Origin of the sequence: Streptomyces sp. NPDC057543 (genome assembly GCF_042801895.1) — a bacterium.
Lineage (GTDB): Bacteria > Actinomycetota > Actinomycetes > Streptomycetales > Streptomycetaceae > Streptomyces.
In genome coordinates this window covers 41,219-67,421 of record NZ_JBHVFF010000003.1, presented here as the reverse complement: position 1 = coordinate 67,421, position 26,203 = coordinate 41,219, and the positions used below count along the sequence as shown (strand labels likewise).

The 26,203-nt window shown below is 71.7% G+C and carries 23 protein-coding genes; 14 read left to right on the top strand and 9 right to left on the bottom strand.

Annotated features, from left to right (window positions below; genetic code table 11):
* Positions 1–80 precede the first annotated feature (80 nt).
* The 3 genes from ACFU8Q_RS01355 to ACFU8Q_RS01345 form a co-directional block, all read right to left on the bottom strand.
* Positions 81–1,154, bottom strand: a complete 1,074-nt coding sequence (locus tag ACFU8Q_RS01355) for a prenyltransferase (protein ID WP_384446517.1) — start codon at positions 1,152–1,154, stop codon at positions 81–83.
* Entirely contained in the window at positions 1,151–1,909 is a 759-nt protein-coding gene (locus ACFU8Q_RS01350; protein WP_384446515.1) for a class I SAM-dependent methyltransferase, read from the bottom strand. Before ACFU8Q_RS01350 ends, ACFU8Q_RS01355 begins: the two co-directional genes overlap by 4 nt.
* A gap of 63 nt (positions 1,910–1,972) precedes the next feature.
* Positions 1,973–3,304 (bottom strand): glycosyltransferase family 4 protein, encoded by a 1,332-nt coding sequence (locus ACFU8Q_RS01345; RefSeq protein WP_384446513.1) that lies wholly within the window; start codon positions 3,302–3,304, stop codon positions 1,973–1,975.
* 229 nt (positions 3,305–3,533) lie between these two features.
* Between ACFU8Q_RS01345 and ACFU8Q_RS01340 the strand changes: the two genes are divergently transcribed.
* The 8 genes from ACFU8Q_RS01340 (at position 3,534) to ACFU8Q_RS01305 (ending at position 10,561) form a co-directional block, all read left to right on the top strand.
* Positions 3,534–4,142 (top strand): TetR family transcriptional regulator, encoded by a 609-nt coding sequence (locus ACFU8Q_RS01340; protein ID WP_384446512.1) that lies wholly within the window; start codon positions 3,534–3,536, stop codon positions 4,140–4,142.
* Between the two features lie 122 nt (positions 4,143–4,264).
* Positions 4,265–4,615, top strand: a complete 351-nt coding sequence (locus ACFU8Q_RS01335; RefSeq protein WP_384446510.1) for a DUF4190 domain-containing protein — start codon at positions 4,265–4,267, stop codon at positions 4,613–4,615.
* 223 nt (positions 4,616–4,838) lie between these two features.
* Positions 4,839–6,086, top strand: coding sequence for a substrate-binding domain-containing protein (locus ACFU8Q_RS01330; protein ID WP_384446508.1), 1,248 nt, complete (start codon positions 4,839–4,841; stop codon positions 6,084–6,086).
* A 3-nt stretch (positions 6,087–6,089) separates the two neighbouring features.
* On the top strand, positions 6,090–6,890 hold the full coding sequence (locus ACFU8Q_RS01325) for an ABC transporter ATP-binding protein (protein ID WP_384446506.1): 801 nt from the start codon (positions 6,090–6,092) through the stop codon (positions 6,888–6,890).
* Positions 6,887–7,630: an ABC transporter ATP-binding protein gene (locus ACFU8Q_RS01320; RefSeq protein ID WP_384446504.1), complete on the top strand. Its 744-nt coding sequence runs from the start codon at positions 6,887–6,889 to the stop codon at positions 7,628–7,630. Before ACFU8Q_RS01325 ends, ACFU8Q_RS01320 begins: the two co-directional genes overlap by 4 nt.
* Positions 7,630–8,517, top strand: a complete 888-nt coding sequence (locus ACFU8Q_RS01315; protein WP_384446502.1) for a branched-chain amino acid ABC transporter permease — start codon at positions 7,630–7,632, stop codon at positions 8,515–8,517. Before ACFU8Q_RS01320 ends, ACFU8Q_RS01315 begins: the two co-directional genes overlap by 1 nt.
* Complete coding sequence (locus ACFU8Q_RS01310; RefSeq protein ID WP_384446500.1) at positions 8,514–9,659, top strand: branched-chain amino acid ABC transporter permease; 1,146 nt, start codon at positions 8,514–8,516, stop codon at positions 9,657–9,659. Before ACFU8Q_RS01315 ends, ACFU8Q_RS01310 begins: the two co-directional genes overlap by 4 nt.
* Positions 9,656–10,561, top strand: a complete 906-nt coding sequence (locus ACFU8Q_RS01305) for an alpha/beta hydrolase (RefSeq protein WP_384446498.1) — start codon at positions 9,656–9,658, stop codon at positions 10,559–10,561. The genes ACFU8Q_RS01310 and ACFU8Q_RS01305 overlap by 4 nt, the downstream gene beginning before the upstream one ends.
* Before the next feature lie 134 nt (positions 10,562–10,695).
* On the opposite strand, the gene ACFU8Q_RS01300 is transcribed toward ACFU8Q_RS01305, so the two are convergent.
* The 5 genes from ACFU8Q_RS01300 to ACFU8Q_RS01280 form a co-directional block, all read right to left on the bottom strand.
* The gene (locus ACFU8Q_RS01300; RefSeq protein ID WP_384446496.1) at positions 10,696–12,675 is read right to left on the bottom strand and encodes a helix-turn-helix domain-containing protein; all 1,980 of its coding nucleotides are present in this window, start codon (positions 12,673–12,675) and stop codon (positions 10,696–10,698) included.
* A 30-nt stretch (positions 12,676–12,705) separates the two neighbouring features.
* Positions 12,706–13,548 carry a 3-hydroxybutyrate dehydrogenase gene (locus tag ACFU8Q_RS01295; protein ID WP_384446494.1) on the bottom strand — a complete coding sequence of 281 codons (843 nt, stop codon included), beginning with the start codon at positions 13,546–13,548 and terminating at the stop codon, positions 12,706–12,708.
* 299 nt (positions 13,549–13,847) lie between these two features.
* Positions 13,848–14,603 (bottom strand): copper homeostasis protein CutC, encoded by a 756-nt coding sequence (locus ACFU8Q_RS01290; RefSeq protein WP_384446492.1) that lies wholly within the window; start codon positions 14,601–14,603, stop codon positions 13,848–13,850.
* Positions 14,600–16,123, bottom strand: a complete 1,524-nt coding sequence (locus ACFU8Q_RS01285) for a M81 family metallopeptidase (RefSeq protein WP_384446490.1) — start codon at positions 16,121–16,123, stop codon at positions 14,600–14,602. The genes ACFU8Q_RS01290 and ACFU8Q_RS01285 overlap by 4 nt, the downstream gene beginning before the upstream one ends.
* A gap of 24 nt (positions 16,124–16,147) precedes the next feature.
* A complete protein-coding gene (locus tag ACFU8Q_RS01280) occupies positions 16,148–17,368 on the bottom strand; it encodes an ROK family protein (protein WP_384446488.1) in 1,221 nt (406 codons plus the stop codon).
* A 282-nt stretch (positions 17,369–17,650) separates the two neighbouring features.
* Between ACFU8Q_RS01280 and ACFU8Q_RS01275 the strand changes: the two genes are divergently transcribed.
* The 6 genes from ACFU8Q_RS01275 (at position 17,651) to ACFU8Q_RS01250 (ending at position 25,635) form a co-directional block, all read left to right on the top strand.
* Entirely contained in the window at positions 17,651–19,471 is a 1,821-nt protein-coding gene (locus ACFU8Q_RS01275) for a peptide ABC transporter substrate-binding protein (RefSeq protein ID WP_384446486.1), read from the top strand.
* Positions 19,472–19,521: 50 nt separating this feature from the next.
* A complete protein-coding gene (locus tag ACFU8Q_RS01270) occupies positions 19,522–20,481 on the top strand; it encodes an ABC transporter permease (protein ID WP_384446484.1) in 960 nt (319 codons plus the stop codon).
* Positions 20,478–21,377: an ABC transporter permease gene (locus tag ACFU8Q_RS01265; protein ID WP_384446482.1), complete on the top strand. Its 900-nt coding sequence runs from the start codon at positions 20,478–20,480 to the stop codon at positions 21,375–21,377. Before ACFU8Q_RS01270 ends, ACFU8Q_RS01265 begins: the two co-directional genes overlap by 4 nt.
* Entirely contained in the window at positions 21,374–23,083 is a 1,710-nt protein-coding gene (locus tag ACFU8Q_RS01260) for a dipeptide ABC transporter ATP-binding protein (RefSeq protein WP_384446480.1), read from the top strand. The genes ACFU8Q_RS01265 and ACFU8Q_RS01260 overlap by 4 nt, the downstream gene beginning before the upstream one ends.
* Positions 23,080–24,015 (top strand): ROK family protein, encoded by a 936-nt coding sequence (locus ACFU8Q_RS01255; protein ID WP_384446478.1) that lies wholly within the window; start codon positions 23,080–23,082, stop codon positions 24,013–24,015. The genes ACFU8Q_RS01260 and ACFU8Q_RS01255 overlap by 4 nt, the downstream gene beginning before the upstream one ends.
* 150 nt (positions 24,016–24,165) lie before the next feature.
* Positions 24,166–25,635 (top strand): PHB depolymerase family esterase, encoded by a 1,470-nt coding sequence (locus tag ACFU8Q_RS01250; RefSeq protein ID WP_384446476.1) that lies wholly within the window; start codon positions 24,166–24,168, stop codon positions 25,633–25,635.
* Positions 25,636–25,804: 169 nt separating this feature from the next.
* Here the strand turns inward: ACFU8Q_RS01250 and ACFU8Q_RS01245 are convergent.
* Positions 25,805–26,203: tectonin domain-containing protein (locus tag ACFU8Q_RS01245; RefSeq protein ID WP_384446475.1), on the bottom strand; the 399-nt coding region annotated here is incomplete at its 5' end.

The following is a 26,203-nucleotide window of genomic DNA, read 5'->3' as shown; positions in this document are numbered from 1 at the left end:
TGGCTGTATTCGGGCGTTCCGACAACGCGGCGAGGTGCCGTAGCTGTCGTCGTGCGCCCGCCAGGGATTACGGGACAGCCTTAGCCGCAGCAGTCCGGTTCCAGTCCGTGTGGCAGCCGTTCGCCGCTGAAGACGGCGGTGGTCGCCTCGTCGCCGCCGAGCGCGGCCACCGCGAGCAGCAGCGAGCCGGCGGTCCAGGTGGTGAGCTCCTGAGGCCAGAACGCCCGGTTGCCCTCGAAGACATACCCCGTCCAGTACATGCCGCCTTCGGCGCGCAGGTGCTGGATGGACTGGAGGATCTCCAGCGCCCGGTCGGACTCGCCCATCACCCAGAGCGCCAGGGCGAGTTCGCAGCTCTCGCCGCCGGTCACCCAGGGGTTGGGCAGTACACAGCGCACCCCGAGGCCGGGGACCACGAAGCGGTCCCAGCCCTCCTCGATCCGCTCTTTGGCGGCCGCTCCGGTGAGCGCGCCACCGAGGACGGGGTAGTACCAGTCCATCGAGTAGCGACTCTTGTCGAGGAAGCGTTCCGGGTGGCTGCGGATCGCGTGGGCCAGCGCCCCCGTCGCCAACTCCCAGTCGGGCTGCGGCTCTTCGCGTCGCTCGGCGATGGCGAGTGCGCAGCGCAGCGCCTGGTGGATGGAGGAGCAGCCGGTCAGCAGCGCGTCGCCGACGGGGGTTCCGTCGGCTTCGCGTTTCCAGCCGATCTGCCCGCCGGGCTGCTGGAGCCGCAGCACGAATTCGACGGCGGCGAAAACGGTCGGCCACATCCGGTCGACGAACGCGTCGTCGCCGGTGGCGAGGTAGTGGTGCCAGACGCCGACGGCCACGTACGCGCAGAAGTTGGTCTCCAGTCCGCGGTCGGTCGGCCGTTCCGGGTCGCCGTCGTGGTAGGCGGCGTACCAGGAGCCGTCCTCGTTCTGGTGCCGGGCCAGCCAGTCGTACGCGCGTTCCGCGGCGGCGTGCTCGCCCGCCGCGTCGAGGGCCATGGCGGCCTCGGTGTGGTCCCACGGGTCGAGGTGGTGGCCGCGGAACCAGGGCAGCGCACCGTCGTCGCACTGCGCGGCGAGGAGGGCGGCTACGGTCTCGGTGGCCTGCTCGGCGGTGAGGACTCCGGGCAGGACGAGGTGTTCGGTCTGCTCGGGAGTGGTCACGCCTCGGCCTTGGAGAGGTCCTCGGCGGCGGCGGCCACGGGCAGGTGCGGTTTGGTCGCGTACGCCACGAAGCTCTTGCCGACGACGGGGTTGAGCAGTTGCTCGGCGACCCGGGTGGCCATCGGCTTCTTCATGATGTCCCAGACGAGCAGCTTGTGGTACGCGCGGACCGGCAGCGCCTTGTCGTTGTCCACCCCGAACGCGCACTTGAGCCACCAGTACGGCGCGTGCAGGGCGTGGGCGTGGTGGGTGCCGTACGGCTTGAGGCCGGCGCCGCGGATCTTGCCGAGCAGTTCGTCGGCCTTGTAGATGCGGATGTGGCCGCCCTCGACCTCGTGGTACGCGTCGGAGAGCGCCCAGCAGACCTTCTCGGGACCGTAGCGCGGCACGGTGATCGCGATCCGGCCGCCGGGCCTGAGGACCCGGACCATCTCGGCGAGCACGCCCTTGTCGTCGGGGATGTGCTCCATCACCTCGGAGATGATCACGACGTCGAAGGACTCGTCGGGGAACGGCAGATTGAGCGCGTCACCCTCCATCGCGGTGGCGGTGGCGCCTTCGGGGGCCTCCCCGGCCTCCTTCATCGCGGCGAACCACTTCGCGACCTCGCGGATCTCCTCGCCGTTCCGGTCGAGGGCCACGACCTGGGCGCCGCGCCGGTAGCACTCGAAGGCGTGGCGTCCGGCGCCGCAGCCCAGGTCGAGCACCCGGTCACCTGCGGCGAGCGGGAAGCGGGTGAAGTCCACGGTCAGCACGAATGCCTGCTTTCGCGGTCGAGGGGGATCAGTTGACGGAGACGACGGGGAAGGACGGCGGTGTCAACGACGGCCGCCGGAGCGCGTGGTGGCCGCGCGGGCGGCGATCGCCTCGCGGTAGAGGGCGGCGGTGCCGATGGCGGCCTGCTTCCAGGTGAACCGGGACAGCACCCGGGCGCGGCCGGCCGCGCCGAGCCGGGCACGCAGTTCCGGGTCGCCGAGCAGTCGGGCGAGCGCGTCGGCCAGGGCCCCGGCGTCGGCGGGCGGCACGGCCAGGCAGGTCTCGCCGTCCGGGCCCGCGACCTCGGGGATCGCGCCGCCGGTGGTGGCGACGAGCGGTGTGCCGGTGGCCATGGCCTCGGCGGCCGGCAGCGAGAAGCCCTCGTACAGCGAGGGGACGCAGGCGATCTGGGCGCCGCGCACCAGGTCGACGAGTTCGGCGTCGCTGATGCCCTTGACGAACTCGACGGCGTCCTGGAGTCCGTGCCGCTCGATGGCCTGCGCGACCGGTCCGTCCTCGGCCCGTTTGCCGACGACCACCAGGTGCGCCCGCGGGTTCTCCGTACGGAGCTTGGCGAGCGCCTCGACGAGGTGGACGAGGCCCTTGAGCGGGACGTCGGCGCTGGAGGTGGTGACGATCCGTCCGGGGATCTCGACGACCGACGGGTCGGGCGACCAGAGGTCGGTGTCCGCGCCGATGTGCACGACGTGGATACGGTCCTGGCGCACCCCGAGATGGTCGACGATCTCCTGCTTGGAGGAGCCGGAGACGGTGAGCACCGAGGGCAGTCGGCGCGCGACCCGCTTCTGCATGCGGGTGAAGGCGTACCAGCGGCGTACGGAGGCGCGGCGGCGGCGGTTCGCGGCGGCGTCCAGGTCCAACTGCCGGTCGACCGTGATGGGGTGGTGGATCGTGGTGACGAGCGGGGCACCGAGATCCGCCAACAGGCCGTAGCCGAGGGTCTGGTTGTCGTGAATGACGTCGAACTCGCCGCGGCGGGCGGCGAGATGGCGCCGGGCGCGGAGGCTGAAGGTGAGCGGTTCCGGGAAGCCACCGGTCCACATGGTGGCGACCTCGGCGGCGTCGATCCAGTCCCGGTACTCACCGCGCTTCGGGGTGCGGAACGGGTCGGGCTGGCGGTACAGGTCCAGGCTCGGCAGCTCGGTGAGCGGGACGCCCTCGTCGAGCACCGGATAGGGCTGGGCGCCGATCACCTCGACACTGTGGCCGAGGCGGGCGAGCTCGCGGCCGAGGTGGCGTACGTAGACGCCCTGGCCGCCGCAGAAAGGATTGCCCTTGTAGGTGAGGAGTGCGATGCGCAACGGACGGTCGTCGGGGCTGCCCGACGCGTCGCTGCCCGCGCGGGGGCCCGTCTCTATGGCCTCAGCGGTCACACTCGGCCCCCTTCTCACTGCGTGTTCGCCGGAGCGTAACCGCTCACGCTAATCTAGAACAAGTTTCAGACTGGATCGTTCAATTAGCTACGAATCTACCGGCAGGTAGCGTCGGTGCAACGGCCGGACCGGGTGATTCGCGCCACGACCGGCACCCTGGCATGCTGTGCGCCGCCGGGAGACCGAGCACCTCCCTCCGGTTGCGGACAGAAGCCATGGATGGGGACACATGACAGCGGAAGCCAAGCAGGCATCGCCGCCCCTGACGGAGCGACAGGAAGCCCGTCGCCGTCGCATCCTGCACGCCAGCGCCCAGCTCGCCGGCCGGGGCGGGTTCGAGGCGGTGCAGATGCGCGAGGTCGCAGAGGCCGCCGAGGTCGCCCTGGGCACGCTGTACCGCTATTTCCCGTCCAAGATCCATCTGCTGGTCGCCACCATGCAGGACCAGCTCCAGCACATGCACACGACGCTGCACAAACGCCCGCCGGCCGGGGACGACGCGGCGCAGCGGGTCGCCGAAACCCTGATGCGGACGTTCCGCGCGCTTCAGCGCGAACCGCATCTGGCGGACGCGATGGTGCGGGCGCTGACCTTCGCGGACCGCAGCGTCAGCCCGGAGGTGGACACCGTCTCCCGGATCACGACGACGATCATCCTGGACGCGATGGGCCTGGAGCATCCGACGCCGGAGCAGCTGTCCGCGGTCCGGGTCATCGAGCACACCTGGCACTCGGCGCTGATCACCTGGCTGTCGGGGCGGGCGTCGATCGCCCAGGTGAAGATAGACATCGAGACGGTGTGCCGACTGATCGACGTGACGGCACCGCGGGACGCGTAGGGCCCGTCCGGCCCGCGGCGGCGGATCGAGATCTTTCATCACACATCCCTCACCGCCCTGTCCGAAAGCGCCACAAACCTCTTCTTAACATGGTCATGACCAGTATCGATGGAGAGGAAGACATGGCTGACCAGTCAGGCAGTGCAGGCGGCACGACGGGGATGCCGGCCCCGGGCGGACCGGGATACGGCATGCATCCCCCGGCCGGCTACGGGTACCCCGGTGGCGCCCCGCTGCCCAGCGGCAAGGCGACGGCCTCGATGGTGCTCGGCATCGTCGGGCTGTTGCTGATCCCGATCATCCCGCCGATCATCGCGCTGTGCCTCGGCATCTCGGCCCGGCGCATGGCCGACCGGGGCGAGGGCGGTGGCCGCGGCATGGCGACCGCCGGCATGGTGATGGGCATCGTCGGCATCGCGTTCGCCGCCCTCGGCGTGGTCGTGGCCACGGTGCAGGCGCTCTCCGTCCTCTGACGGGCCGTCACCGCTCACGGCCCCGACACGTCGGCGCCGTGGGCGGCCCGGGGCCGGACGGCGCGACCCCCGGCTCCGGCCCACTGCACGGCTCGCGCCCCGGCCCATGTGCCGCCCCCACATGCGCACCGCATCAGGTGAGGTGCCCTGCACCATGTCGACGGCGGCACGGTGTTCATACGGTTCGGCGACATCACAGGTACACGCCTAGGAGCCGGTCACCATGCGTCGCAGAGCCCCAGGAACCGTCCGTCACCACAGATCCCTCGCCGCCGTCGCCACACTCGCCTCGGCCGGCCTCCTGCTGGTCGGCTGCACCGCCGCCGGAAAGGCGGGCGAGGACGATGCCGCGTCCGGGAAGGGCGCGAAGGACCAGAGCGTGAAGGTGGGCCTGGTCTACTCCCGTACGGGGCTGCTCGCGGACTACGGGAAGCAGTACCGCGACGGGTTCATGGCGGGCCTGGACTACGCGACGAAGGGCACCAACAAGGTCGCCGGGCACCGTATCGAGGTCACCGAGCAGGACGACGCGGGCGACCCGGGCAAGGCGGTCGCCGCGGCCAAGAACCTGATCGGCAAGGGCTACAAGGTGCTGGCCGGCACCACCGACTCCGGGGTGGCCCTCCAGATGGCGCCGCTCGCCGCCCAGAACAAGGTGCTGTACATCAGCGGCCCGGCCGCCACCGACGCCGTGACCGGGATCAACGACTACACCTTCCGCTCGGGCCGGCAGTCCTACCAGGACATCCTGACCGCCGGGGCGATGCTCGGCGAGGCCAAGGGCAAGAAGGTCACGGTGCTGGCCCAGGACTCCACCTTCGGCCAGGCGAACGTCGCCGCGGTGAAGGCCGTCCTCGGCGCCAAGGGCGCGAAGGTGGGCTCCGTACTGGCTCCGCCCAGCGCCACGGACCTGACCCCGTTCGCCCGGCAGGTGAAGGCGGGCGGGCCCGATCTCGTCTTCGTCGCCTGGGCCGGCTCCACCGCACCGGCGCTGTGGACGGCGCTGGACCAGCAGGGCGTGCTGGGGGCGAGCAAGGTCGTCACGGGGCTCGCCGGAACCGCCTCGTACCCGGTCTTCGGGAACGCCGGCTCCAAGGTGTCGTTCCTGGCGCACTACTTCCCGGGCGCGGGCGGCGGCAACGCCGTGGAGAAGTCCATGATCGACTCCGTCACGAAGGCCGGCGGCACCCCGGACCTGTTCACCCCTGACGGCTTCACCGCGGCGCAGATGGTCGTGCGCGCCGTCGAGGAGGGCGGCGCCACCGATTCCGCCGCCATGGTGAAGGCCCTGGAGGGCTGGAGTTTCGACGGGGTGAAGGGCAAGGAGCAGGTCCGCGCCGAGGACCACGCGCTGGTGCAGCCGATGTTCGTCGCGAAGCTCAAGGGGACGGGCCCCAGTGCCGTGCCGGAGCTGGTGCGCACCGAACCGATGGACGAGGTGGCGCCGCCCGCCAAGCCCTCGGCGGGCTGACCGATGACCGTACCGGGCACACCGGACACCACCGCGGAGCGCCCGGACGGGACGCGGAGCACCGCACCGGTGCTTCAACTGGAGGGGCTCGGCTGGGGTGTCGGCGGGGCGACGATCGTCGAGGACGTCACGCTGAGCGTCCACGAGGGCGAGTTCCTCGCCTTCATCGGCCCCAACGGGGCCGGCAAGACCTCCCTGTTCAACCTGATCAGCGGGCTGACCATGGCCACGTCGGGCACGATCGCGCTCGACGGTACGGACATGACGGACCGCCCCGCGCACGCACGGGCGCGGCGCGGCGTCGGCCGCACCTTCCAGACGTCGAGTCTCTGGCCGGGGATGACCGTGGCCGACCACGTCCGGCTCGCCGCGCAGGCGGCCGGGGGCGGTTCGTACCGGCTGTGGCGGCGCGCCTCCCCGTACACCGCCGAGGTGGCCGGCGTACTGGAGCGCACCGGTCTCGGCCACCGGGCCCGGGCGACGGCGTCCGAGCTGTCGCACGGCGAGAAGCGGAAGCTGGAGCTGGCGGTGCTGCTGGTGGGCGAGCCGCGGCTGATGCTGCTGGACGAGCCGATGGCCGGGGTGAGCGCGGAGGAAGTACCCGCGCTGACCGAACTGATCCGCACCCTGCACCGGGACGAGGGACGCACCGTCCTGATGGTCGAGCACCACATGGACGTCCTGCTGGGCCTGGCCGACCGGCTCGCCGTGATGCACCACGGCCGGCTGCTGGCACTGGACACCCCCGACGCCGTGACGGCCGATCCGACCGTGCAACAGGCTTACCTCGGGGAAGGGTTGTGACGACGGAACCTCTGCTCGCCGTGCGGGACCTGCGGGTCCTGATCGGCGGCCGGCACATCCTGCACGGCGTGGACCTGGACGTCGCCCCGCACGGAGTGACCGCGCTCCTCGGCCGCAACGGGGCCGGGAAGACCACGACCGTACGCGGCATCCTCGGCCTCGTCCCGCGCACCGGCAGCGTGCGGCTGGACGGCGAGGAGACCGTATCGATGCCCACCCACACCGTGGTGCGGCTGGGCATCGGCTACGCCCCCGAGGACCGGGGGATCTTCGCCGGACTGACAGTCGCGGAGAATCTGCGCCTGGCGGAACGGCGCGGCGCGGGCGAGCCCGCGTACCCGCTCGTCCATGAACTCTTCCCCGAACTGAAGCTCCGTGAGCGGCAGTTGGCCGGAACACTGTCCGGCGGGCAACAGCAGATGGTGGCCATTGGCCGCACGCTTCTCAACGGCAACCGGCTGATCATCGCCGACGAACCCACCAAGGGCCTGGCGCCCAAAGTGGTCACCGAGGTCGCCCAGGTGCTGGAGCGGGCCGCCGAGGCGGTGCCGGTACTGCTCGTGGAGCAGAACCTCGCCGTCGTACGCCGCCTGGCCGAGCACTGCGCGGTGCTCGCCGACGGCCTGACGGCCCATCAAGGACCGACCGCCGAACTGCTGGGCGACGCGGAGGCGGCACGCAGGCTCCTCGGCGTGGGCCACGGCCCGCTCACTACGCACCCCGTGGAGGCGGATTCCTGATGTCCACCGTCGTCCTGCTCACCATGACCGGACTCGGTCTGGGAGCGCTCTACTTCCTGATCGCCTCGGGACTCTCACTGATCTTCGGACTGATGGACGTGCTCAACTTCGCGCACGGGGCGCTGCTCTCCATCGGCGCGTACGGCACCTGGTGGGCGGCGTCCGGGAATCTGCCCGGCGCCGGCCCGGGCGGTGCGGGCTTCGTCCTCGCGGTGCTGTTCGGCACGGCGGTGGGCACCGCGGCCGCCGTGCTGCTGGAGCTCGCCGTCGTCCGCCCGCTCTACACCCGGCCCCGCGAGCAGGTCCTCGCCACGGTCGGGGTGGGGCTGGCCGTCCCGGCGCTGCTGTCGGGGATCTGGGGCTCGGACGCCCGGACCTTCCCGGGGCCCGAGGCCCTGTCCGGCACCTTCGGGCTGCTCGGGGCGCGGGTCCCGGTCAACCGGCTGGTACTGGTCGCGGCGGCGGTCGTCGTACTCGTGGCCCTGCGGCTCTTCCTCGGCCGCACCCGGCACGGTCTGGTGGTACGGGCCGGGGTCGAGGACCGGGCGATGGTCACCGCTCTCGGCATCGACGTGCGCCGGGCGTTCACGCTCGTCTTCGCGATCGGCGGCTGCGCCGCCGCCCTCGGCGGGGCGCTCGGCGGCCTGTACTTCGGCTCGGTCGACCCCCGCCAGGGCACCTCGTTGCTGATCTTCGCGTTCGTCGTGGTCGTCACCGGGGGCATGGGCTCGGTGACCGGCGCCGCCGTGGCGTCCGTCGTCATCGGCCTGGTCCAGCAGTTCGCCAACTACTACACCGCAGCGGGCCTCGGCGACCTGGCCGTCGTCGTCCTGCTCGCCGCGCTGCTGCTCGTCCGGCCGCGCGGACTGACCGGGAGGCTCGCGTGAGCACCGTCACCGAGACACACGACCGCACCGGCGACGGGCCCGCCCTCGCGCCGTCCCCCGGGAACGCCGCCCGGCTGCTGCGCCGCTGGTGGCCCGCCGCCGCACTGCTGATCCTCGCGGTCGCGCCGTACAGCGCACTTCCGCTGCCGGGTCTCCTGGACGGCCCGCTCGGCAGCCCGGGCAGTCTCCAACTCCTCGCCACCTGTCTGCTGTTCGGGGCGTTGGCGACCGGTTACGACCTGCTGCTCGGCCGCACCGGGCTGCTCTCCTTCGGGCATGCGCTCTACTTCGCCGCGGGCAGCTACGCCACCAATCTGTTCCTGCTGGAGGCGGGCCTCCCCTTCGCCGTGTCCGCGCTGCTCGGCCTCTGTTGCGGGATCGCGCTCGCGCTGGTGCTGGGGTCGGTGAGCCTGCGGGTCACCGGGATCGGCTTCTCCATGGTGACGCTGGCCTTCGCCCAGGCGGGCTCGATCCTGGTCTCCCGCAACCCGGGCGGTCTGACCGGCGGCGAGGAGGGCCGGGCCGCCCCCGCCGAGCTGCTGCCGTCCGGGCTCGTGGGCATCGAGCACACCGCGAACCTCTACTGGGTGGCGCTCGCCTATCTGGTCCTCACCCTCGCCGTCGTCCACTGGGCGGTCCGCTCCCCCACCGGACGGGTCTGGGAGGGCATCAAGGAGAACGAACGCCGGGTGGAGGTACTGGGGTTGAAGCCGTACGGCTTCAAGCTGACGGCGTTCGTCCTGGCGGGTGCGCTGGCCGCGCTCGGCGGCCTCGTCCACCTGCTGCTCACCGGCGGCTCGACCCCGCAGACGACCACCTCCGACTTCACCCTCTCCCTGCTGGTGATGGTGGTACTGGGCGGATCGGGCACCCGCTGGGGCCCGATGGTCGGCGGCATCCTCTACACCTGGGCCGATCACCGGCTCGGCGATCTGGCCGGGTCGGGCGCGGTCGCCGAGCTGCCCGCCGTGCTGCGGGTGCCGCTCTCCCAGCCGCTGTTCCTGCTCGGCGTGCTGTTCGTGGCCGTGGTACACCTGCTGCCCGGCGGCCTGGCCCGGCTGCCGTCCCGGCTGGTGCCGCGCCGCGGCCCCGCCGACGAAACACCCGTGAAGCGCGCCCGGAAGGAGAACGGACAGCCGTGATTCCGTACGAAGAGATTCAGGTCCCCGTGAACGGCGGCGAGTTGGCGGTACTGCGGTGGCCGGCCCGGGAGCCGGACGCCCCGGTCGTCGTCGCCCTGCACGGCATCACGGCCAACGCGCTGTCCTGGGGCCCGGTGGCCCGTCTGTTGGCCGGCCGCGTCACCCTGATCGCCCCGGATCTGCGCGGCAGGGCCGGGAGTTGTGCCCTGCCGGGGCCGTACGGGATCGCCCGGCACGCCGATGACGTCGCCGCGCTGGCGGAGGCCCTGGGCCTGGGCCGGGTGGTGCTGGCGGGCCATTCGATGGGCGCGTTCGTGACGGCGCTGGCCGCCGTACGCCATCCGGAACGGTTCGGGCCGCTGCTGCTCGTCGACGGCGGCATCGGCTTCCCCGCCCCCACGCACCTCTCCCCGGACGAGCTGCTGACCGCCGTGATCGGCCCGGCCATGGACCGGCTGTCGATGACCTTCCCGGACCGGGCCGCGTACCGCTCCTTCTGGCAGGCGCACCCCGCGTTCGCGGATGCCTGGTCGGCCGAGGTGGACGCGTACATCCAGCGCGATCTGACCGGCGCCGAACCCGCCATGCACTCCAGCTGCCGGATCGATGCCGTACGCGCGGACGGCATCAACCTCTTCGACGAGGAGGTGCTGACGGCGGTACGGAAACTACCGGCCCCGGCGACACTGCTGTGGGCGCAGCGGGGCCTGATGAACGAGGAGCAGGGCCTGTACGACGAGACCCGCCTTGCGGCGGCCGACCTCGGGGGGACCGGGGTGACGCCGGTACCGGTACGGGGCGTCAACCACTACACGCTGCTGACGGGAGAACCGGGCGGCAACGAGATCGTGAGCCACTTGCTGACGATGACCGGCGCCCTGGGGCCGTCGTCCGACGATTGAGGACACTGTCCCGGCCGGTCCGGCGCTTGGGGATACACGTCCAACCCGTCCGGCGCTTGAGGACACACGTCCAACCCGTCCGGCGCTTGAGGACACGGGTAGCGGAACCCGCCCCCAAGCGCCCGGACGGCCCCCTACCGCTCCTGCCGCTCGCCCGTCAACGCATGCAACCGCAAAGCGAGTTGCAGCTCCAGCGCGCGGCCGGGCTCGTTCCAGTCGCGCCCCAGCAGCACCTGCACCCGGTCCAGCCGCTGCACCACCGTGTTCACATGCACGTGGAGTTCGTCCTTGGCGCGGATGAGGCTGCCCCCGGACCCGAAATAGGCGTCGAGCGTCCGCACGAGATGGGTGCCGCGCTGCGCGTCGTACTCCAGCAAGGGACCCAGCGTCGCCCGGACGAAGCCGTCGACGTCCTGGGCGTTGCCCAACACGACGCCCAGGAAGCCGAGTTCCTCGACGCAGGCGCCTTCCCCCGTACGCCCCAGGACCCGCATGGCGCGCAGGCATCGGGCAGCCTCCCCGTACGCGGAGGCCAACTCCCGGGCGCCGCGGGCCGGTCCGGTGGCGGCGACGGTGACGGGGGCCTGGATCAGCTGTCCGAGCTGTGCCGCCGCAGCGCGCGCCGCGTCACCGGCGGCCGGACCATGGTCTCCGGCATCGATCAACAGCACCACGTTTCCGGCGTGTTCGGCGCTCACCCCGTGGATGTCACCGCCGAACAGATAGCGCATCGCGGCAGGGGCCAGCCGTTCCCGGGTGCCGCTCTCGGCCACCAGCAGCAGATGCGGGCGGTCGAGGTCGATACCGAGGCGCCGGCCGCGTTCGGCGAGCCCGGCCGGGTCGCGGTCCGCGTCGGTGAGCAGGTCGCTGATCAGCTCACCGCGGACCCGGTTCTCGGTCTCGGCGACCGTGCGCCGCAACAGCAGCAGGAGACCCGTGACCACCGAGGCACGCTCGAACAGCCGCCGGTCGGAGTCGTCGAGCGGTGCGCGGCGGTGCAGGACCAGGCCGGCCAGGAGTTCCTGCCCGGCGAGGACGGCGCAGATCACCCGCCCGTCGCGGTGCACGGCCCGGGCTCCCGTACGGGACTCCTCGGCGGTCTCGGCCAGCCACCCGGCGTCCATGCTGTCGGCGGCGAAGTCCGCACCGTCGGGCCGGACGGCCGCCAGGGGCCGCCCGCCGGGGTCGTGGATGGTGAGCGGGGAGTCCAGCAGCCCCGCGACCGCCGCGGCTACGTCCTTGACGTCACGGCCGCGCAGCACCAGGTCGGTCAGCCGGTCGTGGGACTCCTCGGCCCGTTGCATGGCCGCCGAGTGGGCCCGTACGGCCGCGTTGGCCTCGGCCAGTTCGGCGTTCGTCTCGGCGAGTTCGTCCAGCGCGGACCGGGTGTCGGCGAGTGCGCGGGCGGTGTCGATGGCGATCGCGGCATGAGCGGCGAGCGAGCAGAGCAGGGCGACCTCGTCGGGGCTGAAGACGCGCGGCGCGCGGTCGGCGGCGAAGAGGACGCCGATGACCTTTCCCGTACCGCCGCGGCTGGAGCCCAGGAGCAGGGGCACGCCCAGAATGGCGACGAGCCCCTCGTCGAGCACGCCGGCGTTGATGTTGCGGGTGTGGTGGAAGCGCTCGTCGGTGCGGTAGTCGGGGGTCGCGTACGGGCTCGCGGTCTGCGCCACCAGACCGCCGAGCCCATGGCCGAGCTCCAGCCGCAGCCGCTGGAAGAGCAGCGACACCGACCCGTCGGTGACCCGCATGTAGGTGTCCCCGGCCTCCTCGTCGGGGAGCGTGAGATACGCGGTGTCCGTACCCAGCAGCATCCTGGCGCGGCGGACGATGGCGTTCAGCACGTCATCCAGGTCGCGGGAGGCGGCCAGGTCGCCCGCCGTGTCGAAGAGCGCGGTGAGCTGGAGCTCGCGGCGCCGGTGCTGGCGCAGGGCGCCCCTGATCCGCAGGGCGGTGGCGGTGGCCCGCTCCACCTCCGCCAGATCGCCTGCGGGCACCCCGGCGGCACGCGCCTGTGAGGAGACGGCGCCCAACGCCTCGGCGGGGGCGTCGTCGGCCAGCAGATCGAGGAGGCCCCGCAGATGGGGCGCGGCGGAGGCGGACGGTTCAGACATGGGCGACCGGCGTTCGTAGGGGGCGGGGGATCAGTTGGCGGTCCAGCCGCCGTCCATGGAGAGGGAGGTGCCGGTGATGTGCCCGGTACGCGGCCCGCAGAGCCACAGCACGGCCTCGGCGACCTCGTCGGGTTCGATCAGGCGCTTGATCGCGCTGCGTTCCAGCATGATCCGGCTCACGACCTCCTCCTCGGAGATGCCGTGTGCGAGGGCCTGGTCCGCGATCTGGTTCTCGACCAGGGGCGTGCGTACGTACCCGGGGTTGACGCAGTTGCTCGTCACCCCGTGCTCCGCCGCTTCGAGCGCGACCACCTTGCTGAGTCCCTCCAGTGCGTGCTTGGCCGTCACATAGGCCGATTTGTAGGGGCTGGCCCGCAGACCGTGGACGGACGAGATGTTGACCACGCGCCCCCAGCCGCGTTCGTACATGCTCGGCAGGGTCCGGCGCAAGATGCGGAACGGGGCCTCCACCATGACCCGCTGGATCAGCGCGAAGCGGTCCGGCGGAAACGCGTGCACGGGGGCGACGTGCTGGAGCCCGGCGTTGTTGACCACGATGTCCGCGTCGGCGGGCAGCGTGTCGACCGCGTCGGGGACGGAGAGATCGAGGACCCACGCCGTCCCGCCGATCGCCCGGGCCAGGTCCTCGGCGGCGTCGGCGGCCTTGTCCACCACGTGGACGTGGGCCCCCGCGGCGGCCAGGGCCTGTGCGCAGGCCCGCCCGATCCCGCTCGCCGCCCCCGTGACCAGGGCGGTGCGTCCGGCGAGGAGCCGGTCCGTGGGCGACGGCGAGGGACCGGCGGCAAGCGGCGGGACGGTGGCCGGGGCGGCGTGCGGGGCGGGCCCGTGATCCGGGCTCTGAGGAGTCTCCATGGTCGTCACCGTAAGGAGGCCGGAGCCCGCGTCACACGGGGTCGGTGCACACACCGTCGTACCTCGGCATGGTGGCGGCATACATGGTGCGGGCCCTCGCCGGGGGCCGTGAGCGGGCGGCGTCCGGGGCGATCGCGGCGCCGGGTCCGAGGCTGTCGGCGGGCGGCGTCCGGGGGTACGGCCCACCGGGGCGGATGTCGCCGCGGCAGAGGTGTAGGAGGGCAGGGTGCCGGGGCCTTCGCCGAGACGGGGGCGGGGCGAGTCCGTCGCGTACCGCCGGCTCGTGCCCCGGTCCGAGGTCAGCCCGCCGCCTCCACCGCCCGCCGTGCCTCGGCCACCACTTCGGGATCGGTGACGAAATGGGTGTCCTGCTCGGCCGACGCGCCCCCGGCGCCGAGCGGTATCCACTTGCCGCCGCGCCGGGGCAGCGCCCTGGCCTTGGCGGAGAGGTGGACAGCGGCGACGCCGGCCGAGGTCAGGGCCGGGATGTCGGCGGGGCGCACGCCGCCGCCGGCCATCACCTGCACCCCGGGTGCGGCGGCGGCCATCGCGGCGATCGCCGCCAGCCCGTCGGCCGCGGCGGGAGCGCCGCCCGAGGTGAGGACCCGGGTGAGACCGAGTGAAGGCAGCAGTGCGGCGGTGGCCACCGGGTCGGCGGACTGGTCGACGGCGCGGTGCAGGGTGATGTCCACCGGGCGGCCCGGGGCTCGGGCCGCTTCGGCGAGCCGGGCGACCGCCACGGTGTCCAGGGCGCCGTCGACGGTCAGCGCGCCGATCACCACGCCGGAGGCACCGGAGGCGATGACGGACCGCACCTCGGCGGCCATGAGCGCGATCTCCTCCGCGTCATGGACGAAGTCGCCGGGCCGGCACCTGACCAGCACCTGCACCGGCAGCCCTTCCGCGGCGACCGCCTCCACCAGGGCTGCCGACGGGGTCAGGCCGCCCAGCTCCAGGGCGACGCAGAGTTCGACCCGGTCGGCGCCGTGCTCCCGGGCGGTCCGGGCGCCGGCCGGTGAGGTGACGGCGATCTCCAGGGCGGCGCGTGCGGTCACTCGTCGTCCCCGGTCAGCGGCTGGTCGGAGGCGGAGATGAGGCGGGCGGACAGATCCGGGTCGGCCATCTCGCGGTCGAAGGGGAACATCGGGCGGCGGATGCGGTGGTGGCCCAGGCGTACCAGGTCCTGGTCCACACCGCCGGGGGTGAGCGCCATCTTCCACCCGACCGACATGTCGAAGAGTTCCGGCTCCAGGTAGCCGATCTTCACGATCACGATGTCGGCGCCGCGCGGGTCGAGGTCCAGGTCGGTGAAGTCGTGCTCGTGGTGGTAGGGCTTGCGGAGCCCGGTGAGGATCGCGTACACGCTGCCGACCCGGATCACGACCTCGGTCCGGGCGTCGCGGTCGCCGTGCCGGATGGCATGCACCGTGCCGGTCAGGGTGACCGGGCCCGCGTGCCGGTCGTCCACCTCGGCGCCGGCGGTGACCGTGACGGTGGCGCCGACACCCGCGGCGACGGCGGTCTCGACCGCGGCCGGTCCCGGCACCGAGGCGTAGATGACGGTCGGGCCATCGTCCTTCTGGAACTCCGGGCGGGCCAGCAGCCGGGTCAGGCCCCAGGTCACGTCGCCGGCGCCCCCGGCCGTCGGGTTGTCCCCGGTGTCGCTGATGAAGTACGGGCGCTGGTCGGAGTCCAGGGCCTCGTCCAGGATGCCGTCGAAGGTGCCGGTCGGGGCGACGAAGTCGAAGTCGTCGCGGGCCTTCCAGAAGCCCTGGGCCAGGCGCTCGGCACCGGCCGAGACGGCGGACCGGTCGGTGCCGGTGACCACCACCACGGCCCGGTTGCGCGGTTCGTCGGCCCAGGCGTAGCCGACCCATATCGCGGCGTCGATCACGCCGTCCATGGCCTCGACCTCGTCAACAGCCGCGTACACGCTCCTGGCCGGCTCGATCCGGGTGGAGGTCTGCTCGCCGGCCAGCAGCACCGGCACCGGCACCCACGCCTTGACCGGGCGGGGCGCGCCGGAGGCCAGCAGGTCCACCAGGTTACGGACGGCCCGCTCCTTGGTCTCCATGTGGTCCTCGTGCGGGGCCATCCGGTAGCAGGTGATCAGGTCGCTGCCGTGGGCGAGTTCGCGTGAGACGTTGCCGTGCAGGTCCATCGACGTGGAGATGATGACGTCGGGGCCGACGGTGGCGCGGATGCGCTCCAGCAGGACCGCCTCGGCGTCGTCGATGCCCTCCACGGTCATCGCGCCGTGGATGTCGTACCAGAGGCCGTCCGGGTGGGGCAGCGCGGCGAGCCGTTCGATCAGCTCGTCGGTCAGCTCGGTCCAGGCGGCGGCGGTGACGGTGCCGCCCGGCAGCGACTTGCCGACCAGGGCGCCGTGCCAGTCGGCCGCCTCGCGCAGTTCCTCACCGGGGGCCAGGAAGGGGTAGCGGTCCAGCACTTCGGCGCCGCGCGAGGGGTGGAAGGCGGCGGCCTGGGTGCGAGCGGGGGAGAAGGTGGACGACTCGATGCCGAGTCCGGCGATGGCTATGACCGGGCGGGCTGCGGCGGTGCGGGATTGCGACATGGCTCCTCGTAGGGGGGTGGGGCGTCAGGCGTGGCGGGGCGCTGGGGCGCTGAACCGGTCGGCGGCGCCGACCTCGCTCAGGGCGCGGGCCAGGGCGCGCTGCAGGGCGAACTGCCCGGCGCCGACCAGTCCTGCGTCGGCGCCCAGGCTGGCCCGTTCGATGGTGAGGTGTTGGGTGACCAGCGGGTGGCAGCTCTCGTAGAGCTGGCTGCGCACGGCGGCGACGAACGGCTCCAGGGTGGAGAGAATGCCGCCGAGGTAGACCGCGTCCGGGTTGAAGAAGTTGACGTTGGCGGCGAGCACTTGGCCGAGGTAGTCGCCGGCCCTGCGGACCGCGCGGGTGGCCTCCGGGTCGGCGTCGACGGCCAGCCGGGCCACGTCCTCGGTGCTGCTGACGTCGGCCCCGCGCTCGCGCAGGATGCGGACCAGGGCGGCGCCGGACGCCACGGTCTCCAGGCAGCCGGTGTTGCCGCAGGAGCAGGGGATGTCGGCGCCGCCGTCGATCCGGATGTGGGTGATGTCACCGGCCGCGCCGGTGGCGCCCCGGTAGAGGCGTCCGTCGGCGATGACGCCGGCGCCGATCGCGGAGCCGATCTTCACCATGATCGTCTGCCGGTGCTCGGCGGGCCGTACGGTGTGCTCGCCGATCGCCATGCAGTTGGCGTCGTTGTCCACGGCGGCCGGGACACCGAAGCGTTCCTCCAGCCAGGCGGTGACCGGGAAACGGTTCCAGCCCGGCATCCGCGACGGCAGGACGACCGACCCCGACGCGATGTCCACCGGCCCGGGCAGCGAGAGCCCGACCCCGCGCAGCCGGCCACGTCCGCGCTGTTCGGCCAGCGCCTCCAGGGTTTCGGCGAGCCGGGGCAGAGCCGCCTCGGGGCCGTCGGCGATCTCGAAGGGGACGGTCGAGACATCGGTCAGACCGCCGCCGGGCAGCACCACACCGATCCGGGCGTGCCGGCCGCCGAGGTCGGCGGCGACCGCGAACTCGTCGTTGCTTCCCAGTCTCAGTACTTTGCGGGGGCGCCCGCCGGTGGACGACTGGGTGCCCTCCTCGGCGATCAGCCCGCGCTCCACCAAATGGGCCACGGTGAGAGAGATGGTGGAGGCGGCAGCCCCCAGCAGTCCGGCGAGTTCGGCGCGTGACGAGGCCTGGCCCGATGCGACGAGTTCAAGGACCCGCGCGGCGAGGGCTGGAGTGCCTTTTGTGGCCCTGCGGTCCCATGCACTTATTTCAGTCATGTACGAAGTAACTTCCGCAACGGTGGGTGTGGCGAAGACAATACGCCCGCGTTCGGCGCGGGGGAACAGCTTCGCGAAGGAAGTAGGCCCTGCTTGAAACCCATTCAATCCACCCAAATGCCCCCAATCGAGAGAAGCGATCGAGGCGAGAGGGCTTTTGTCGGAGGTGCAGTAACTTACTTTTTACTAATTCTTGTTTGTTTCTTCGGCGCGCCCGGCGTTAGCTGTCGTGAACGCAGTGCCGGTCCCGGACATACGGGTCCTTTCACTCTGAGGAGAGTCATGTTCCTTGCTCACACGGCGAACAGCCGCCGCTGGGCCCTTGTCGCGGGCGCCGCTGTCACCGCGGGTGCTCTGCTGACCGGTTGTTCCGGGGGCGGCACCTCGTCGTCGTCCGCCTCCGGCTCGTCGGACACCATCAACTACGCGCTGCCGGCCAACTTCACGCCGAACTGGATCCTCCCGGTCGGCACCGCCGCGCACCTGAACACCAACAACTCCTCCATATCCCAGTCCCTCTGGGAGCCGCTGATCGCGTACGACGGCTCCGCCGGCAAGGTCGGCTGGAACAAGGACAACTCGCTCGCCACCGCCGCCGACTTCGCCAAGGACAGCAAGAGCGTCACGATCACGCTCGGCGACCGGCACTGGAGCGACGGCAAGCAGATCACCTCCCGCGACGTGGAGTTCTGGTTCAACCTGGTCAAGGCCAACAAGGCCGACTGGGCCAGCTACAGCCCGGGCAAGGCGCCGGACAACTGGACCTCGCTGAAGACCGTCGACGACACGCACTTCACCATCACCTTCGACCAGGCGTACAACCAGCAGTGGATGCTCGCCAACGAGTTGAGCATGATCCGCCCGATGCCGCAGCACGTCTGGGACAAGACCAGCGACTCGGGCAGCGTGTCGGACCTCGACCGCACCGCGGCGGGCGCCAAGAAGGTCTGGGCGTACCTGAACGACGCCGCCAAGAAGATCTCCGGTTACGCCACCGACCCACTCTGGAAGACGGTCAGCGGCCCGTACACCATCAAGTCGTTCTCCACGGCCGGCAAGGTCCAGCTGACGGCCAACGCCAAGTACGACGGCGGCGGCAAGGCCAACATCAAGACCGTGAACCTGCTGCCGTTCACCACCACGGACGCCGAGGAGAACGCGCTCCGGGCAGGCACGGTCGACTACGGCTACATCAACGCGACCAACCTCAGCCAGGAGTCGTCCTTCACCGCCAAGGGCTACACGGTGAAGCCGTGGTCGGGCTGGGCCATCACGTACATGCCCTACAACTTCAACAACCCCGCCATGGGCGCTGTGTTCAAGCAGCTCTACGCCCGCCAGGCGATCCAGATGTCGGTGGATCAGACCACCCTCTCCAAGGTCGTCTTCAACGGCACCGCGGTCCCCACCTACGGCCCGATCCCGCAGGGCCAGAGCTCGTCCTTCGTCTCGTCGGAGCAGAAGAACAACCCTTACCCGTTCTCCACCGCCAAGGCGAAGCAGCTGCTGACCGGCCACGGCTGGACCGAGCAGAACGGCACCATGGTGTGCACCGCGCCGGGCACCGGCGACAACCAGTGCGGCGCCGGCGTGGACAAGGGCACCAAGTTCCGGATGCAGGTGCTCTCGCAGTCCGGTTCGACCGTGACCGACAACATGATGAGCGCCCTGCAGTCGTCGTTCGCCAAGACCGGCATCGACTTCACCATCAAGACCGCCCCGGTCAACTCGGTCCTCTCGCAGGCCGGCCAGTGCAAGGCCGACCAGGCCGGCTGCAAGTGGCAGCTGTCGTTCTTCGGCACCGCGGGCAGCTGGTACTTCCCGGCCTACCCGAGCGGTGACTCGCTCTTCGCCACCGGCGGCGGCTCCAACTTCGGCAGCTACTCCAACCCCGCCGTGGACAAGCTGATCACCCAGACCACCACCTCCTCCTCCGACGAGGCGGTGCAGAAGTACAGCGCGGCCCTGGCCAAGGACCTCCCGGTCATCTGGCTGCCGGAGCCGGACTACCAGGTCTCCGTGGTCAAGAAGGGCCTGGACGGCTTCGCCCAGGACTCGCTCGCCAACTTCCACCCCGCCATGTGGAAGTGGACGACCAAGTGAGTCCGGCCGGTGACCCCGCGTACCACTGAGCCGAAGCGACCGGAAAACACATGAGTACTTCCTCGTACCTGATCAGGCGAGTCCTCCAAGCCGTCGTGGTGATCGTCATCGTGACGATCGTGGTCTTCGGTCTGCTGCACGCCCTGCCCGGGGGTCCCGCTCGCGGGATCCTCGGTCCGCAGGCCACAGCGCAGCAGATCGCGTCCTTCAACCACGAGCAGGGCCTCGACAAGCCACTCCCCGTGCAGTACTTCTACTACCTGAACCAGCTGCTGCACGGCGACCTCGGAACCTCGTACACCCTCAATGAGCCGGTCTCCCAGCTCATCACCGAGCGGCTGGCCAAGACCCTGGTCCTCACCGCCCTGTCGGCGTTTCTCGGCCTCGTGCTGGCCATCCCGCTGGGCATGTGGCAGGCCGTCCGGCGCAACAAGCCGGTCGACTACGTCATCACCACGCTGAGCTTCATCGCCTACTCCACGCCCGTGTACTTCCTCGGGCTGATCCTGGTCATGGTGTTCAGCCAGGTGCTGCCGTGGTTCCCGTCCCAGGCCCCGCAGGGGGACACGCTCGCCCAGGTGTTCTCCGAACCGCAGGCGCTGGTGCTGCCGGTCGTGGCCGGTGCCGCCTCGATGATCGCGGTGTTCAGCCGCTACATGCGGGCGGCCACCCTGGAGAACCTCTCCGAGGACTACGTCAGGACGGCGCGGGCCGGCGGTTCCCGCTCCCGCGCCATCCTGTGGCGGCATGTGTTCCGCAACTCGCTGACGCCGGTGGTCGCCATGCTCGGCTACTACGTGCCGGTGCTGTTCGGCGGCGCCCTGGTGGTCGAGCAGCTCTTCAACTACCCCGGTATGGGGCTGCTCTTCTGGACCGCCGCGCAGTCCTCCGACTACCCGGTGCTGCTGGGCTGCGTGCTGGTCATCGCGGTCGCCACGGTGGTCGGCACGCTGCTCGCCGACATCGTCCAGCGGATCATCGACCCCCGAGTGAAGGCAGGCCGGGCATGAGCGCCGTCATCCAGCCGGGCCAGGCGCCCGGCACGGCCACCGCCGCCGTCACGGCGTCCGGCTCCCGGCTCGCCGTCCGGCGCTTCCTGCGCAACCGGCTCGCCGTGGTCGGGCTCGGCGTCGTGGTCTTCTTCTTCCTGCTCTGCTTCGTCGGTCCGCTGGTGTACTCCACCGACCAGACCCACACGATGCTCCAGCAGGTCAACCTCGCCCCCAGCGGTTCGCACTGGCTCGGCACCGACGCGGTCGGCCACGACGAGCTGGGCCGGCTGATGTACGGCGGCAAGGTGTCGCTGATCGTCGGCCTCGCCGCAGGCATCCTGGCCACCGTGATCGGCACCCTGTGGGGCGCTGTCGCCGGCTACGCGGGCGGCTGGGTCGACGCCGTCATGATGCGGATCGTGGACGCGGGGATCGCCATCCCTGCGCTCTTCATCCTGCTGGTGGTTTCCGCCATCACCACCCCGGGCCTGACCGGACTGATCGTCATCCTGGGTTTCGTCTCCTGGCTGGTGCCGTCCCGGCTGATCAGGGCCGAGACGCTCTCCCTGAAGAACCGCGACTACGTCCTGACCCTGCGGGCCATCGGCGGGACGCACGCCCGAGCGATCACCCGGCACATCCTGCCGAACTCGGTCTCGACCATCATCGTCGCGGCCACCTTCCAGATCGCCGACGCCATCCTGCTGGTCGCCTACGTCTCCTACCTGGGCCTGGGCGTCCAGCCGCCGGCCACCGACTGGGGCGGCATGCTCTCGGCCGGTCTCACCGCCGCCTACTCCGGCTACTGGTGGCTCATCCTGCCGCCGGGCCTGGCCATCATCCTGGTGGTGTGGGCGTTCAACGCGATCGGGGACGGACTCCGCGACGCATTCGACGTGAGGGGACGCGGATGACCGCCACCCAGGGCTCCGCCGCCCCGCAGGCCGGGCCGATTCTCGAACTCGACGACCTCGGTGTCGTCTTCACCACCGAGACCGGCGAGGTGCCGGCCGTCCGGGGTGTCTCCCTGCACGTCCGCCCCGGCGAGACGCTCGCCCTGGTCGGCGAGTCGGGTTCCGGCAAGTCCACCATCGCGCTGGCCGCGATGGGCCTGCTGGCCGGCAACGCCCGTGCCACCGGCAGCGCCACCATCGCCGGCCACCAGGTGGTCGGTACCCGCGAGACCGACCTGGCGGCGCTGCGCGGCCGGACCGTCTCCATGGTGTTCCAGGAGCCGGCCACCGCGCTCGACCCGCTGACCCGGATCGGCAGGCAGATCGCCGAGGTGATCCGCAACCACCGCAAGGTGTCCGCCAAGGAAGCCGCCGCCGAAGCCGTCGAACTCCTCCGCAAGGTCGGCATCCCGGAGCCGGAGAGGCGGGCCACCGCCTACCCCTTCCAGCTCTCCGGCGGACAGCGCCAGCGGGTGGTCATCGCCATGGCCATCGCCAACGAACCGGCCCTGCTGATAGCCGACGAGCCGACCACCGCGCTGGACGTCACGGTGCAGGCCGAGATCCTCGACCTGCTGCGCCGGCTCGCCGTCGAGACCAGCACCGGCGTCCTGCTGGTCACCCACAACATGGGTGTGGTCGCGGACTTCGCCGACCGGGTCGCCGTGATGTACCACGGCGAGATCGTGGAGACCGGACCGGTCGAGGACGTACTGCTCCGCCCGTCCCACGAGTACACCGAGCGGCTGCTTGCCGCGGTGCCCCGGCTGTCGGTCGCCGAGGAGGGCCGGCCGGCCGCGCCGGCCGCCGCCGCCCGCCCGGACACCGAGCCGGTGGTCGAACTCCGCGACATCTCCGTGGTCTTCGGCCGTGGCAAGGGTGCCGTGCGCGCCCTTGACGGGGTCTCGCTCGCCGTACACGCCGGGGAGACCCTGGGTCTGGTGGGCGAGTCGGGCTCCGGAAAGTCCACCGCGTCCCGGGTCGCGCTCGGTCTGATCCCGCCGAGTTCCGGCACCGTCTCGCTGTTCGGCAGCGACCTGGGCCGCACCCGTTCCCGGGCCCGCCGGGCACTGCGGGCCGGTATCGGCGTGGTCCTCCAGGACCCGGTGGCCTCGCTGGACGCCCGGATGACGGTCGGCGAATGCGTCGCCGAGCCGCTCAGGGTGCACCGCCGCGAGCTCTCCGCCAAGGACCGCCAGAGCAAGGTCGCCGACGTCCTCGACCGGGTCCGGCTGCCGCGTGAACTCGCCCGGCGCGCGCCCCGGGAGCTGTCCGGCGGTCAGCGCCAGCGGGTCAGCCTGGCCCGCGCCCTGGTCCTGGAGCCCCGGCTGCTGGTCGCCGACGAGCCCACCAGCGCGCTCGACGTGAGCGTGCAGGAGGCGGTGCTCGAAGTGATCTCCGAGCTCCAGCACGAGCTGGGCTTCGCCTGTCTCTTCGTCTCCCACGACCTGGCCGTCGTACAGCACTTCGCGCAGCGCGTCGTCGTGATGCGGGCCGGCCGGATCGAGGAGCAGGGCCCCACCGGGGCAACCCTGCTGCACCCGGAGACCGACTACACCCGCCGGCTGCTGGCCGCCGTGCCGGTGCCCGACCCGGTGATCCAGCGCGGCCGCAGAGCCGAACGCCTGGCCACCCTCACGGCCGGCCGGACGGAGACGCAGGTATGAGCTTCCATGACCGTACGCTCTTCGCCGGAGTGGACATCGGCGGCACCACGACCCAGGTGGTGGTCTGCGCCGAGGACCTCACGGTGCTGGACCGCGCGGAGGTGGCGACCCCGGCGGCCGACGGCGGCCGGGCCATGATCGGCGCGGCCCTGGGCGCGCTGGCCCCGCTGCTGGAGCGCACCCCCGGCCGCCTCGCCGGTTGCGGGGTCGGCGCGGCCGGCCTGGTGGACTCCGCCACCGGCCGCATCCTGGTGGCCAGCGACTCCTTCACCGGCTGGGCCGGTTTCGGGGTGACGGACGCCGTCGAGGAGGCGCTGGGCGTCCCGGTCTTCCTGGACAACGACGTCAACGCCTTCCTCTACGGGGAGGCGTCCGGCGGCGCCGTGCGCGGCGAGCCGGACGTCCTCGGGATGACCCTGGGCACCGGGGTCGGCGGCGCGCTGTGGACCGGCGGTGCGCTGTTCGCCGGGCCGCACGGCGCGGCCGGCGAGATCGGGCACATCCCCGGCTTCGGTGATCTGCTCTGCTCGTGCGGCGGCCGGGGCCATCTGGAGACCCTGGCCTCCGGCCGTTCCATCGGCGCCCGCTACGCGGACCGCACCGGCCGCCGGCTGACGGCCCGCGAGGTCGCGCAGGCCGCCGGCCACGGTGACCAGGACGCCCTCGCGGTGTACCGGGCCGCCGGTGCCGGAATCGCCCGGGCGATCGTGATGACGGCCGGCGTCGTCGACATCACCACGGTGGTGATCGGCGGCGGGGTCAGCCGCGCCTGGCCCCTGCTGGAACCCCTCATCCTGGCGTCGCTGGCCGCCGACCCGCCGGTCAGCGGCCACCCCGTCCGGCTGGTCAGGGGCGCCCTGGGGGCCGACGCCGTACCGGTCGGCGCCGCGGCACGGGTGCGACAGGAACTCGCGACGACGGTCGAAGTCTGAGGAGGCCGCTCGCGGCGCAAGGGCGGCGCCGCACACAGCGGGGCTCGAGGGATGTCGGCCCGCCCCATGGGCCGGGGCGGCCCGGACTCGTAGGTTCCGGCAGCAGTCCGCGTGTCCGCACGCCCGCACGTTCCGAACAGGGAGGCCCCCGTGCGCCCATCGATCCTGCGCCGCCTGTTCCGGCGCGTCGCGTCCACGGCCGCTCTCGCGCTCGTCGCTGCCACGCTGAGCACCGTGGCAGCGGCGCGGCCGGCCGTTGCTGCCGGTGGCCTGGAGCAGGTCACCGGCTTCGGCACCAACCCGGGCAATCTGCAGATGTACGAGTACGCCCCCGCGGGTCTGCCCGCGAACGCGCCGCTGGTGATCGCCCTGCACGGCTGTACGCAGACCGCCGACGCCTACTACACCAACTCGGGCTGGCCGAAGTACGCCGATCTGTGGGGCTTCGCCGTGGTCTTCCCGCAGACCACGTCAGCCAACAACGCCCTGTCCTGCTTCGGCTGGTTCGACCCGGCCGAGGACACCAGGGGCAAGGGCGAGGCCGCCTCGATCGTGCAGATGGTGGAGTACGCGAAGCAGCAGTACGGCTCGGACGCCCGCCGGGTGTACGTCACCGGCCTGTCGGCGGGCGGCGGGATGACGGCCGACCTGCTGGCCGCGTACCCGGACGTGTTCGCGGGCGGCTCCGTGGCCTCGGGCCTGCCCGCCCAGTGCGCGACGAGCCAGTCGGCGGCGTCCGGCTGCCAGACGGGACCGCAGAAGCTGACGCCCGCGCAGTGGGGCGACAAGGTACGCGGCTCCTATCCCGGATACTCCGGCCCCTGGCCCCGGGTGGCGATCTGGCAGGGCACCTCCGACTACACCGTGTACCCCGCCAACGCCACGGCCCTGCGCGACCAGTGGACGGACGTCTGGGGCATCGGCCAGACCCCGTCGTCCACGGACACCCTCCCCGGGAACACGACGCGCAGCGTCTACAACGACGCCACGGGGAAGCCCGCCGTGGCGACGTACTCCGTCTCCGGCATGGGCCACGGCCTCGCCGTGAGCCCCGGCTCGGGCACCGACCAGTGCGGGAGCACGGCGGCGTACTTCCTGAACACCATCTGCTCGACGTACCACACGGGCGTCTTCTGGGGCCTGGACCAGGGCACACCGGGCGGCGGCGATCAACTCCCCGCCCCGTCCGGCCTGCGGGTCACCGCCGTCACGGCGAACAGCGCCTCGCTGTCCTGGAACGCGGTCCCGGGCGCGGCCTCGTACACGGTCCACCGCAACGGTACGAAGGTCGCCTCCCCCACCGCCACGACGTACACCGACACGGGCCTCACCGCTGGTACGGCCTACCAGTACACGGTGACGGCGATCGACGGTTCGGGCACACCCGGCACAGCCTCGCCCCAGGTGACGGCGACCACGACCGGCGGCGCGCCCGCCCAGTGCTTCACGGCGACCAACTACGCGCACGTCACGGCGGGGAGGGCGCACACCACGGGCGGATACACGTACGCGAACGGCTCGAACGAGAACATGGGCCTGTACAACGTCTTCGTCACCCACACACTGCGGGAGTCACCGGCGGGCTATTTCGTGATCGCGGACAGCGCGTGCGCGACCTGAGCGCCGCCCGGTCCGTCGAGGGTCCCCTGCGCGCCTGTGACCCCATGCGCTCGTCGAAGGTGACCACCTCACAGAGCCGCTCCGGATGGTGCGTTGTGACAGTACCCAGTGGAGAGGAGGCGGGGCCCATGCGATCCGGACATGGGCCCCTCGGAGTTGCTGTCCGAGCTCAGCTCGGCTGGTCTCCGGTGTAGCGGTAGATGGCACCGTCGGAGTTGACGTGGTAGACGGTGCCGTCGGCAGCCACGCCGATGTCCACCGCCTTGCCCGGGATACCCACCCAGGGATTGGAGTCGTGCCCGGTGTACCGGTAGATCTGACCCAGGGAGTTCACACCCCAGACATGAGTCCTCGACCCGACGGAGATCCGGGTGAGGCCGCCGGAGACGGGAACCCAGTCCGTGGACCCCTGGTCTCCGGCGTAACGGTAGATGGCACCGGCAGAGTTGACGTGGTAGACGGTGCCGTCGGCAGCCACGCCGATGTCCACCGCCTTGCCCGGGATACCCACCCAGGGATTGGAGTCGTGCCCGGTGTACCGGTAGATCTGACCCAGGGAGTTCACACC